Origin of the sequence: Burkholderia sp. AU38729 (assembly GCF_020419725.1) — a bacterium.
Taxonomy (GTDB): Bacteria; Pseudomonadota; Gammaproteobacteria; order Burkholderiales; family Burkholderiaceae; genus Burkholderia.
Genome location: NZ_JAIZQO010000004.1, coordinates 255,788 through 268,220 on the forward strand (window position 1 = coordinate 255,788; position 12,433 = coordinate 268,220).

The window sequence follows — 12,433 nt, forward strand, 5'->3', positions numbered from 1 at the left end:
TTCGACGAGGAGCGCTGCAATGACACTGCTGGCCAATGGTCCGTTTGAAGTGAAGCTGAATCCGGAATCCCTGAGTGCCGTCGCGGAACCGACCGGCCTCGGCCGCATGTCGCTGGACAAGCAGTATCACGGCGACCTGGAAGCCGTCAGCCAGGGAGAGATGCTCGCGTTTCGAAGCAGCGTCCAGGGCTCCGCCGGGTATGTGGCGATGGAAACCGTGCAAGGCGCGCTGGGCGGCCGCCACGGCAGTTTCGTCCTGCAGCACAGCTCCACCATGACGCGCGGGCAGCCGCAGCAGTCGATCACCGTCGTGCCCGATTCCGGCACCGGAGAATTGCTGGGGCTCGCCGGCTCGATGATCATCATCATCGACAACGGCCTGCATTCGTACCGCTTCGACTACACGTTGCCGGAATCGCCTCGGTAAGCCGGCTGATGCAGCCGATGCGGCTGCTTCGTGGTGTCGCCGCGCCGGGGCAATGACGCCCGCCATGCCGCATTCATCTGCCCGATACCCGGCAATCGCACTTCGACGCAAGCATGGCCGGTTTCGCTCGTGAACACGCAGATGCGTTCGACCGCGGTGACGCACTCACCCGTCACCGGGCCATGACACCACGATCGTCACGCGTTCAGTTCCATGCATGGCGCGCCGGCCGCACGCCGTTCAGGTAGTAGTTGCCGACGAGGTGATATTTCCAGCGCACCGGATCGTGCAGCGTATGCGTGCGTGCATTGCGCCAGTGCCGGTCGAGGTTGTGCTCGGCCAGCGTCGACTGCGTGCCCGCCAGCTCGAACAGCTTCTCGCCCGCGAGCAGCGCGATCTCCGTCGTCAGCACCTTCGCCTCGCCCACTGCCACCGATGCACGCGCGACGTCGTCCTCGGTCACGTCGCCGCGCGCCGCGATCTCGTCGAGCGTCCGCGCCGCGCGCTCGAGCAGCGCCTCCGCCGCATGCAGCTGGATGTGCAGATGGCCGACCTCGCGAATCGTCAGCGGATCGTCGGCCGCCCGCTCGACGCCGCTGTCGACCCACGGCCGCGTGCGCGAGCGCACGAACGCCAGCGTATCGTCGAGCGCGGCCTGCGCGATGCCCGCGTCGATCGCGGCCTGGATGATCTGCGACAGCGGGCCGTTCAGCGTCGGCAGGTCGGACACGCGCTGCGCCGGCAGCACGTGCGACGCCGGCACGCGCACGTTGTCGAGCACCACGGTGCCGCTCGCGGTGGTCCGTTGCCCGAACCCCGACCAGTCGTCGATCACGGTCAGCCCCGGCGCGGGCTGGCGAATGTACGCGAGCCACGCGTGGCCCGTGTCGTCGAGGCCGAGCACCGGCACGTAGTGCGCGAACAGCGCGCCGGTCGAATAGAACTTGGTGCCGTCGACGACGTAATCGTCGCCGTCCCGCCGCACGCGCGTCTTCAGGTCGAGCACGTGCTTCGTGCCCTTCTCCGAAAAGCCGTTGCCGAACCGCTTGCCGCTCAGCACTTCCGAGAACAGATGGCGCTTCTGCGCATCGGTGCCGGTCAGCGCGATCACGTCGACCAGCCCGAAATGATTCTGCGGCAACTGACCGAGCGACGGATCGGCCGCCGCGACGATCTTCACCACCTCCGTCAGCGTCACGTGCGACACGCCCGCGCCGCCGTATGCCTTCGGCACGGTGATGGCCCACAGCCCCGACTGCGAGAACCATTCGATCTCGTCACGCGGCAGCCGGCGCTCCCGGTCGCGCTCGGCCGCCCCTTCCGCGAGCCGCTTCGCAAGTGCATGCGCGGCCGCGATGGCCTGCGCGTCATTGGCGATCACGTGCGCCGCTTGCGGTTGCGTATCGGCCGGCCGTTCCTGGATCGTGGCGCTCGTCTCTGACATCGGGCTCTCCTGCTGATTGACGGAAGCATTCAATCTAGCAGCGCCGCGCACGCCGGCAAACCGAGCGATTCGCACAACGATATTCCTTCGCATGACAAACGATGCAGTGCGCGGCCCGCAATGCACCGCGCGTCAGCGACGATATCGACGTCCTGGCATCGACGCCACGCCGCCTCGCCCGCGTAATGCCCGGTGACGATAACGATGTACGAATCCGTTATTGGATCGTCCGAAGCAGGCTTCCTATACTGGCCTGCCGGCATCGACGGCCCTGCCTTTCAAGGATCACCGCATGACTTCGTCTCCCGCAGCAACCGAACTTTCCACCGGCGCCGACTATGACGCGCTTGCCAGCCGCTTCAGGCCGATCTTCGAACGCATCGCGGCCGGCACCGCGGAACGCGAACGCCGCCGCGAGCTGCCGCACGAGGCGATCGGCTGGCTGAAGGCCGCAGGCTTCGGCGCCGTGCGGCTGCCGGTGCGCGATGGCGGCGCCGGCGCGTCGCTGCCGCAGCTGTTCCGGCTGCTGACCGAGCTCGCTACCGCCGATTCCAATCTGCCGCAGGCATTACGCGGGCACTTCGCGTTCGTCGAGGACTGGCTGAACGCGCCGCCCGGCGCCGATCGCCAGACGTGGTTCGACCGCTTCGCGAGCGGCCAGCTCGTCGGCAACGCGTGGACGGAAACCGGCGACGTGGCGCTCGGCCAGACCATCACCAAGGTATCCGAAAAGAATGGCCGGCTCGTACTGAACGGCCGGAAGTTCTACAGCACCGGCAGCCTGTTCGCCGACTGGATCGACGTGTTCGCGCAACGCGCGGACGACGGCAGCGACGTGATCGTCGCCGTCGCGACCGCGCAGCCCGGCGTGATCCGCGAAGACGACTGGGACGGCTTCGGCCAGACGACGACCGGCAGCGGCACCACGCGCTTCGAAGATGCGACGGTGGATGCGCGGGACGTGATCGACTTCGCGCGACGCTTCAAGTACCAGACGGCGTTCTACCAGCTCTTCCACGTCGCGACGCTGGCCGGCATCGGCCACGCGATCGTGCGCGACGCGGGCGACCTGGTGCGCCGCCGCACCCGCGTGTACAGCCACGGCAACGCCCCGCGCGCGGCCGACGACGCGCAGTTGCAGCAGGTGATCGGCGAGATCGCGTCGTGGGCCTATGCGGCCGACGCGCTCGCGCTGCGCGCCGCGCAGCCGCTGCAACGGGCCTACGAAGCGCACTTCGATGGCGACGAGGCGGCCGAGCACGATGCGAACGTCGCGGCCGAGATCGAATCCGCGCAAAGCCAGCTCGTCGTGTCGGACCTCGTGCTGCGCGCGGCGACGCGCCTGTTCGACGCGCTCGGCGCGTCGGCGACCCGCAGCACGACGGCGCTCGATCGTCACTGGCGCAACGCGCGCACCGTGTCGTCGCACAATCCGCTCGTCTACAAGGCGCGGATCGTCGGCGACTGGGTCATCAACGGGCGCACGCCGCCGTTCGTCTGGCAGATCGGCAACGGCCCGGGGGCGAGTTCAAACGCGAACACGCACGCAGAAACAGGAGCCGCCCAATGAGCAAGACCATCCGCTTCAATGCGTTCGAGATGAACTGCGTCGGCCACCAGTCGCCCGGGCTGTGGGCCCATCCGCGCGACCGGTCGTGGCAATACAAGGATCTCGACTACTGGACCGACCTCGCCCGTGTGCTCGAACGCGGGATTTTCGACGCGATCTTCATCGCGGACGTGATCGGCTACTACGACGTCTACAAGGGCAGCAATTATCACGCGCTGCATCAGGCCGCGCAGATCCCGGTCAACGATCCGCTGCAGCTCGCCGCGCCGATCGCGATGGCGACCGAGCATCTCGGCATCGGCATTACCGCATCGACGACGTTCGAGCACCCGTACACGTTCGCGCGCCGGCTGTCGACCGCCGACCATCACACGAAGGGCCGGCTCGCGTGGAACATCGTCACGTCCTACCTCGAAAGCGGTGCGAAGAACGTCGGCGACAACGGCCTGCGCACGCATGACGACCGCTATGCGGTCGCGGCCGAATACGTCGAGGTGCTGTACAAGCTATTCGAGGGCAGCTGGGAAGACGGCGCGGTCGTGCGCGATCGCAGCGGCCGCGTGTTCACGCATCCGGAGAAGGTGCACGAGATCGGCCACAAGGGCCGTTTCTTCGACGTGCCCGGCTACCACCTGTGCGAGCCGTCGCCGCAGCGCACGCCGGTGCTGTTCCAGGCCGGCGCGTCCGGCCCCGGCAAGGCGTTCGCCGCGCAGCACGCGGAATGCGTGTTCGTTGCCGCGCCGACCCGCCCGCAGCTCGCGCGCTACGTGGCCGACGTGCGCGCACAGGCCACGGCCGCCGGGCGCGACGCGAGCAAGGTCCTGATCTACAACCTCGTCACCGTGATCGTCGACGAAACCGACGAGAAGGCGCAGGCCAAGTTCGACGAGTATCGCAAGTACGTGTCGTATGACGGCTCGCTGGTGTTCATGTCCGGCTGGACCGGCATCGACTTCGGCCAGTACGCGCCGAACGATCCCGTCCGGCGCGTCGAAACGAATGCGATCGTGTCGGCGGTCGAGCACCTGGCGGGCGGTGACACCGCGTGGACGATCGAGGAACTGGCGGCCTGGGGCGGCATCGGCGGCCTGGGGCCGGTGTTCGTCGGGTCGGCGGAAACCGTCGCGGACATTCTGCAGGAATGGGTCGCCGCCACCGACGTGGACGGCTTCAACCTCGCGTATGCGGTGGCGCACGAAACCTTCGAGGATGTCGTGCGTTATCTCGTGCCCGAATTGCAGCGGCGCGGCGTGTATCCGACCGGCTATGCGCCGGGCACGCTGCGCGAGAAACTGTTCGGCGGGTCGGCGCGGCTGCCGGACGAGCATCCGGCCGCGCAGTATCGCGACATCGAGCAGGTCAAGCGCGATGCCGAGCGGGTAGCCGCCTGAGCGTGACGACCATTCGGCGGCTGGTCGGCCTGCTGTGTGCGGGCCGGCCGGCTTCACGATGAGCAACAACCGGTGCGTCGGGCCACCTCGAGCCCAGCACGCCGCCACCTGATCACCCCTCTCTCCTCCTTCGACACCCGATGCGGGCTGTGCTTCCGCGCTCGTCCATCGAGCGGGCGAAACGTGCGGCTGCGGCAACCCACGACGACGCGCGCACGCACCCACCGTGCGCGCGTTTCCCTGAGGAAGACTAACCTCGACCGCGTTCAAACAGCGCCGTCGTCATCGATATCCCGCGCCGTCGGCTCATAACGCACGATCAGCAGGAACACGATCGGCGTGGCGGCGCTGATCGCGACGACCCAGAACATGTCCGTGCCGAGCCGCGCCTGCAGGATCGGCAGCACGAACAGCGCGAGCGCCTGGCCGATGCCGCACAGCGAACGCCCGAAGCCGACGCCGGTGCCGCGGATCGCCGTCGGATACGACAGCGTCGGATAGATCATCATCTGCGCGCCCGGCCCGAACCCTTCGGCAAACAGCCAGGTGCCGAGCATCAGCAGCACGAAGCCGATCGCGAGCGCGCCATGCGGATGCCCTGCCAGCGCGAGCGCCACGAGCGCGACGAACTGGAGCGCGAAGCCCGCGATCGCGACATGGCGCGACGCATGGCGATGGGCGAGACGCATGCCCAGCAAGCCGCCGGTAAACGCAAACAGCACGTTCAGCGCCAGCGACGCCGCGATCGTTTCGAACACGCCCGCACCCAGAAACTGCGACAGGATCGACGGCAGGAAGAACGCGATCGCCGTGTATTCGAACGGGATGCACAGGTTCATCACGCTGGCGACGATCGTGCGCCCCAGGTACGGGCGCTGGAACAGCACGCGAATGCGCACGGGCGGCTGGCTCGGTGCGCGTCGGGCATCTTCCGCTTCGTGCGCATGAATCCCGTACGACTCGCGCAGAATCCGCGCGGCGTTGGCCAGGTCGCCCTGGTTCGCGGCCCACAGCGGCGACTCGTTCATGAACCGGTTCCGGAACAGGATGATGACGAGCGCCGGCACCGCGCCGAAGATCAGCGACGCGCGCCACAGCCATCCCGCATGCTCGGCAGGCAGCAGGAAATACAGCCCGAAGATCAGCAGGAAGCAGGCCGAGGACGCCACGTACCACATCGGGCACCACGCCGCGAGCCGCGACGCCTTGTTGCCGCGCCCGTTGAACTTCGAGAATTCCGCGAGAAACGCCATCGCGACGGGCAGGTCGATGCCGACGCCGAGCCCCATCACGAAGCGCGCGCCGATCAGCACCCAGACGTTCGGCGCCAGCCCGGCCGCGATCGCCGCGACCACGAAAAACAGCATGTCGGCCATGAACACCTGATAGCGGCCGATCTTGTCGGTCAGCCATCCGCCGATCAGGCTGCCGAAGATCGTGCCGATCATGATCGCCGACCCGACCAGCCCGGTCAGCGCCGGCGTCAGGCCGAACTCGCGCGCCACGTCGTCGATCCCGTAGGACAGCGTCGTCAGGTCGTACGCATCGAGAAACACGCCGCCCAGCGCCAGCAGCACGATCATCCGGGCATGGCTGACCGAGCTGTCCACCGTGTTGATCAGCCGCGCGACGTCGCTTGCCGAACGAATGGGCGAGGAAACCGGTGTCACGGCGTTCAGATCGATCGAACTCATCGCATTCCTTAGTTTTTCGCCGAATGATCGGCGATGTCCGCATGGAGCCGGAAGTCGGGCGGATTCAATCGCGACCGGCAGAGAACATAAGCAGCCGAGCGCTTCCCAACACGCGACGCCATCACGTTCCGGCAGCACGCATTCTGTTCTCCCGATTCCGTAATCCCAAGCGATATAAATCGATAAATTAATCGGCCCGCGTCATAAAGTTGCTCGCCGTCCACGCTTAGCAGCCGCGTGCATGTTCAATCGCGAATTGCTTCGTTCACGGCGCGCCGCTGCTTCGTTACATTGTCCGGTCACCCTTCCCGTTCGCGGCACCTTGCCGCCCTTCCGGAGAATCCCCGATGAAGCTGTCCTGGTCCCGCGCGTGGCAATCCGCGGCCCTCGTCGTTGCCGCGCTCGCCAGCCTCGTTTCGGTGCATGCACGCGCCGCGACGCCCGCGGAGATCCGCGTCGACTACGCGTACTACTCGCCGGAGAGCCTGGTGATCCGCCACTTCGGCTGGCTCGAAGACGAATTCAAGGCCGACCGCACGTCGATTCGCTGGGTGCTGAGCCTGGGCAGCAATCGTGCGCTCGAATACCTGAACAGCGGTGCGGTCGATTTCGGATCCGCCGCGGGCCTCGCGTCGGTGCTCGCGCGCGCGAACGGCAACCCGATCCATACGGTCTACGTGTTCTCCCGCCCCGAGTGGACCGCGCTGGTGGTCCGCAAGGATTCGCCGATCCGCTCGCTCGCGGACCTGAAGGGCAAGAAGATCGCCGCGACGCGCGGCACCGATCCGTTCCTGTTCACGCTACGCGCGCTGCACACGGTCGGCCTGACCCGCGACGATGTCGAGATCGTCAACCTGCAGCATCCGGACGGGCGCACCGCGCTTGCGAACGGCCAGGTCGATGCGTGGGCCGGCCTCGATCCGCACATGGCCGCGGCGCAGCTCGACGACGGCGCGCGCCTGCTCTATCGCAATGTCACGTTCAACACCTATGGGTTCCTGAACGTCCGCGACGCGTTCGCCAGCCAGTACCCGCAGGCGGTCACGCGCGTGCTGAAAGTCTACGATCGCGCACGACAGTGGATCGTCGCGCACCCGGCCGATACCGCCCAGATCGTCGCCGACGAATCGAAGGTGTCGCTGCCGGTGGCGAAACTGCAGCTGCAGCGCAACGACTTCAGCGATCCCGTTCCGGGTGACACCCAGCGCGCGGCGCTGAAGGCGGCCGCCCCCGTGTTGACGGCCGAACAGCTGACCAAGCCCGGCGTCGATCCCGCGAAGATCGTCGATACGCTGATCGATCCGTCGTTCGCGCGCCCGCTCGTCGACGCATCGCGCTGAGCTGCCGCCCATGACCGACACCGCCGCCCGCGACGACACGCTCGCGCCCCGCCGCCCCGCTTCGCCGGCCGCCGGCCGGCGCGATCCGCTTCGCCGGTGGCGGATCGCGGGCCTCGCGCTGCCATTCGCGGCGCTCGCGTTGCTGGAGGTCGTCGTGCGGCAGGGCTGGCTGCCGAATCATCTCGTCCCCGCACCGAGCGAGATTCTCGACACGCTCGCCCGCCTCGGCGTCACGCGCGTGGCGCGTCATGTCGGCGCGAGTACGCTGCGGGTCGCGGCGGGGTTCGCGGCGGGCGCCGGACTCGCCCTCGTCGTCGGCGCGGCGATGGGCCTGAGCCGCCGGATCGACGCGCTGTTCGAACCGACGTTCCAGGCGCTGCGCGCGATTCCGTCGCTCGCGTGGGTGCCGGTGTTGCTGCTGTGGCTCGGCATCGACGAAGCACCGAAGATCACGCTGATCGCCATCGGCGCGTTCTTCCCGGTTCACCTCGCGGTGGTCGCCGGCATACGCGACGTCGACCGCAAGCTCGTCGAACTCGGCGCGGTGTACCGGCTCGGCCCGCTCGCGCTGTTCCGCCGCATCCTGCTGCCCGCCGCGCTGCCGCAGATCGTCACCGGCTTGCGCACCGGCCTCAGCCTCGCGTGGATGTTCATGGTCGCCGCGGAGCTGATCGCGGCCACGCGCGGGCTCGGCTTCCTGTTGAGCGACGGCCGCGAAACCGGCCGCCCGGATCTCGTGTTCGGGGCGATCCTGCTGCTGGCGCTGCTCGGCAAGCTGACCGACGGCGCGATGGCGCGCATCGAGTCGCGCTGGCTCGGCTGGCGCGACGCATTCGACCCCACGCCACGTAAGGGGTCGCTATGAGCACCCGTTCTTCCGTACCCACGGCGGCGCGCTCCGCGACTCCGCTGCTCGACGTGCGCATCACCCGCAAGCTTTACGGCGATCGCACGATCCTCGCCGACGTCCCGCTGCAGGTCGCGCGCGGCGAGATCGTCTGCGTGGTCGGTCCGAGCGGTTGCGGCAAGAGCACGCTGCTGCGGATCGTCGCCGGCCTCGACACCGATTACCGCGGCAGCGTGAAGCTGGGCGGCGTCGCGCTCGACGGCCCGTCCCCGCGCGCCGGCGTGATCTTCCAGGAGCCGCGGCTGCTGCCGTGGCTATCGATCGCGGACAACGTCGGCTTTGCGGCCGGCCCGCGCGGCGGGCGCGAGCCGGCCGTCGCCCGGCTGCTCGACGAAGTCGGCCTGGCCGGGGTCGCCCGGCAACTGCCGGCCACGTTGTCGGGGGGAATGGCGCAGCGCGCGGCGATCGCGCGCGGGCTGTTCGGCGAGCCCGACCTGCTGCTGCTCGACGAACCGTTCAGCGCGGTCGATGCGATCACCCGGATGCGGCTGCAGACGCTGCTGCTCGATGTCGTCGCGCGGCACCGGACGGCCGCGATCGTCGTCACGCACGATCTGGACGAAGCGCTGTATCTCGGCGATCGCGTGCTGATGCTCGCGCCCAATCCGGGCCGCATCGACGACGAGATCCACGTCGGGGTCGCCCGGCCGCGCGATCGGCGCGACCCGACGCTGGCCGTGCTGCGCGCGCGGCTGCTGGACGCGTTCCAACAGCTTCAGGATCGTGCCGACGAGACGACGCGCCGAACGCGCGACCTTCAGTCGTCCGAAGCCTGACTTCGCGCCGGCCGATTCACGACCGGCGTCGCCCGGCCCCGATTCGGCACGCGTTCAGCGCCGGGGCGACGCATCCGACATCGAATATCGGTGCGGCAGGAATTGCAGCCGTATCGGAGCGCCGCCAGGGTGCGCGAAGTATCGCGCGCCTGCTCACCACTCAGCGAGGTGACATGCTGCAACCCACCGGCGCACTTCAACCGTGCGTATGCCTCAACTCGCCGTCGATCGTCTGCGGCAGTCTCAGCAGGTTGAAGATCGGGCAGATGGCCTCGACCGCCTGATGCAGCGCCCGAATCGTCTCCGGCGGTTCGGGCGACACGATATCGAGCGTGTAGCGGAGGTTGTGCGGGAACACCGGCACATGCTCGAACCCCGGTTGCTGCGCGAGCGGATGCTGGTCGCCGGTCACCTCGACCTCGATCGAGTCGATCTTCAGGCCGCGCTCCGCGGCCTGGATCAGCGTGATGTGCGTCAGGCAACTGCCGAGCACGCCGAGCTGCAACTCCGGCGACGCCGGCCCGAGGTTGTAGCCCGCGAAATCGGGCGGGCTGTCGCTGATCACCTGGAAGTCGCGAATGCGGATCTCCCGCACGCCGCTGCGGCCCAGCGCGCGCACGGTCGCTTTCAGCGGGGTCGCCTTGAGTTCGGGATTGCTGCGGGCGGCTTCCTTTTTCGCGAGCCACGCGTCGCGCTTTTGTTCGAGATAGTCGTTCAGTGTCGTCATGTCGGGCCGATACGGTCGCAATGACTGGCCGCGCATACGGCGGCCAATCGAGAGGGAGCTTCATGCTATTCCCTTCCGCGACCGCCACTAAACGATCAATCCAGCAAAGCAATTCGCCGGATGTGATGTCACATTGCGGCATGCGCGCTCGGCAATTTTCGGCTGTCGTTCATCTCCTCGAGTTATCCACAATTTCCGTGCATAACCCTGTGGAGAACGTTGAAGAAATTCCCCGTCCGCCTTGACCGGCAAGGATCGCGGCGACGCCGTGCTGCCTCGCGGCCCCTGAACGCAGACCGCGTCGCATCGCGTTCGGCGATCGGCCGATCGTCGTGCTTCACCGCGCCGGTGCAGGGATCGCGTCGACACCGGCAGTCAAGAAGTCCGCACCAGAAATGTGCCGCTTCGACGCCGGCGCACCGCGTTGGCGGCAAGCCGGCCCGTCGATCCCGCTCCCGGTCGCCCGTATCGGTGCATCAGGCGAGGGCTTCGTCACGCAGACGGAATTGCGCAACCGCCGCACTCAGCCGCGCGCCCTGCTCGTCGAGCGACAGCGCCGCGGCCGCGGCCTCCTCGACCAGCGCGGCATTGCGTTGCATCGTCTGCTCCATCTGGATGACCGCGGCGTTCACCTGCTCGATGCCCGACGCCTGCTCCTCGAACGCCTGGCCGGTTTCGCTCATGATCATGTTGACGCGCTCGACCGCCGCGACGAGCTCGGCCATCGCCGAACCGGCCAGCGCGACGAGGCCGCTGCCGTCCTCGACACGCTGCGCGGAATGGCCGATCAGTTCGCGGATCTCCTTCGCCGCCGACGCGCAGCGCTGCGCGAGCCCGCGCACCTCGGTCGCGACAACCGCGAAGCCGCGCCCCTGCTCGCCTGCACGCGCGGCTTCGACGGCAGCGTTCAATGCAAGGATGTTGGTCTGGAATGCGATGCTTTCGATCACGCCGACGATCCCGGAGATCCGCGTGGAACTGAGCGAAATCGCCGACATCGTCTCGACCACGCGCTGCATCGCCTCGCCGCCGCGCGACGCGATCCCGGCCGCGCCTTCGACATAGGTGCGCGCATCGCGCGCGTTGTCCGCGTTCTGGCGCACGGCCGCCGTCAGCTGCTCGACGCTCGCCGCCGCCTGTTGCAGCGAAACGGCCTGCTGCTCGGTGCGCGCCGACAGGTCGACGTTGCCGCTCGCGATCGTGCGGACGTCGCCGACGATCGTCTCCGTGCTCGCGCGCACCTGGTTCACGGTGACGACGAGGCCGTCCTGCATCCGCTTCAGCGCATGCAGCAGATAGGCCATCTCGTTCTCGCCGGGCACGACGACCGTTCCGGTCAGGTCGCCTGTCGAGATCTTCTCGAACTGGCCGACCGCGAGCTTGATCGGCTCGATGATCGCTTTCGCAAGCACGCGCTGCGCAAGGAAGCCGACGACGAGTGCGAAGGCCGCGACCGCCGCCATCCCCCACACGATCCGGTGGAACTGCACGCCGGCCGCGTCATAACGCGCCTTTTCGCGCGCGACCTGGAACGCCTCGAGCGCATCGATCGCCTCCTGGTAGGCGGCGAACAGCGCGGGCGGCGCGGTGCGCTGCGTGTCGAGGAAGCCGAAACCGTCGTCGCCGTCGAGTTGCGAGAGCGCCTTCAGGAACACGCCGTCGAGCAACGCCCGACGGCGATTCAGCAGCGTGTCGAACAGCGCCTGCTCGTCGGCGTTGCGCGCGTGCAGCCCCGCATAGGCATCCAGTTCGTCGTTGCTCTGCTTGAGCAGCGTGCGGAGTTTCGCGATCTCTTCCTTGCCCGTGCGGCCGGCGCTGATGATCTGCGCGACGTCGCTCATGCGTTCGCGCAGCACGAGCATCCGCTCGGAGCTGGTCTTCAGGTGCAGCAGCGACGCGGTGTCGTCGCGGTACATCGCCTCGAGCGAGCCGTTGCCCATATAGAGGGCCGCGATGCTCGCGCCGACCACCAGCACGAGCAGCACGGTATAGCCGGCGATGGTCGCGACGAGGCCACCACGGATAGTGAGTTGTTTTCGCATGACGTTCCCTTGCGCGGGCCGGGGGCGGCCAGCAGCGGATGTGGATTCCGGATCACGAAAGACGCGCGCCGTGTCGCAACACGGGGCGCATGGGCTGCGAACGGGTTAACGGCGG

At 67.9% G+C, this 12,433-nt stretch carries 10 protein-coding genes; 6 read left to right on the forward strand and 4 right to left on the reverse strand.

The features are described from left to right. The first annotated feature begins 19 nt into the window (after positions 1 to 19). Positions 20 to 427 (forward strand): DUF3224 domain-containing protein, encoded by a 408-nt coding sequence (locus tag LGM56_RS13510; protein WP_089498870.1) that lies wholly within the window; start codon positions 20 to 22, stop codon positions 425 to 427. A gap of 205 nt (positions 428 to 632) precedes the next feature. Here LGM56_RS13510 and LGM56_RS13515 read toward each other — a convergent pair whose 3' ends face one another. Next, complete coding sequence (locus LGM56_RS13515) at positions 633 to 1,871, reverse strand: SfnB family sulfur acquisition oxidoreductase (RefSeq protein WP_226205060.1); 1,239 nt, start codon at positions 1,869 to 1,871, stop codon at positions 633 to 635. Between the two features lie 292 nt (positions 1,872 to 2,163). Here LGM56_RS13515 and LGM56_RS13520 point away from each other — a divergent pair, with 292 nt between their 5' ends. Next, the gene (locus LGM56_RS13520) at positions 2,164 to 3,441 is read left to right on the forward strand and encodes an acyl-CoA dehydrogenase family protein (protein WP_226205062.1); all 1,278 of its coding nucleotides are present in this window, start codon (positions 2,164 to 2,166) and stop codon (positions 3,439 to 3,441) included. Continuing rightward, positions 3,438 to 4,832 carry an LLM class flavin-dependent oxidoreductase gene (locus LGM56_RS13525; RefSeq protein WP_226205064.1) on the forward strand — a complete coding sequence of 465 codons (1,395 nt, stop codon included), beginning with the start codon at positions 3,438 to 3,440 and terminating at the stop codon, positions 4,830 to 4,832. The genes LGM56_RS13520 and LGM56_RS13525 overlap by 4 nt, the downstream gene beginning before the upstream one ends. Before the next feature lie 266 nt (positions 4,833 to 5,098). Here LGM56_RS13525 and LGM56_RS13530 read toward each other — a convergent pair whose 3' ends face one another. Further along, a complete protein-coding gene (locus LGM56_RS13530) occupies positions 5,099 to 6,526 on the reverse strand; it encodes an MFS transporter (protein WP_226205296.1) in 1,428 nt (475 codons plus the stop codon). 347 nt (positions 6,527 to 6,873) lie between these two features. Here LGM56_RS13530 and LGM56_RS13535 point away from each other — a divergent pair, with 347 nt between their 5' ends. From LGM56_RS13535 to LGM56_RS13545, 3 genes are read left to right on the forward strand one after another with little or no spacing between them, the layout of a single operon-like run. Next, on the forward strand, positions 6,874 to 7,866 hold the full coding sequence (locus LGM56_RS13535; protein WP_226205066.1) for an aliphatic sulfonate ABC transporter substrate-binding protein: 993 nt from the start codon (positions 6,874 to 6,876) through the stop codon (positions 7,864 to 7,866). A gap of 10 nt (positions 7,867 to 7,876) precedes the next feature. After that, complete coding sequence (locus tag LGM56_RS13540; RefSeq protein WP_226205068.1) at positions 7,877 to 8,731, forward strand: ABC transporter permease; 855 nt, start codon at positions 7,877 to 7,879, stop codon at positions 8,729 to 8,731. After that, positions 8,728 to 9,549 carry an ABC transporter ATP-binding protein gene (locus LGM56_RS13545; protein WP_089459573.1) on the forward strand — a complete coding sequence of 274 codons (822 nt, stop codon included), beginning with the start codon at positions 8,728 to 8,730 and terminating at the stop codon, positions 9,547 to 9,549. Before LGM56_RS13540 ends, LGM56_RS13545 begins: the two co-directional genes overlap by 4 nt. A 196-nt stretch (positions 9,550 to 9,745) precedes the next feature. Here LGM56_RS13545 and LGM56_RS13550 read toward each other — a convergent pair whose 3' ends face one another. Together LGM56_RS13550 and LGM56_RS13555 are read right to left on the reverse strand one after the other, a co-directional pair. After that, entirely contained in the window at positions 9,746 to 10,276 is a 531-nt protein-coding gene (locus tag LGM56_RS13550) for an OsmC family protein (protein WP_089429879.1), read from the reverse strand. A 476-nt stretch (positions 10,277 to 10,752) separates the two neighbouring features. Beyond that, on the reverse strand, positions 10,753 to 12,318 hold the full coding sequence (locus LGM56_RS13555) for a methyl-accepting chemotaxis protein (RefSeq protein WP_226205070.1): 1,566 nt from the start codon (positions 12,316 to 12,318) through the stop codon (positions 10,753 to 10,755). Positions 12,319 to 12,433: the final 115 nt, after the last annotated feature.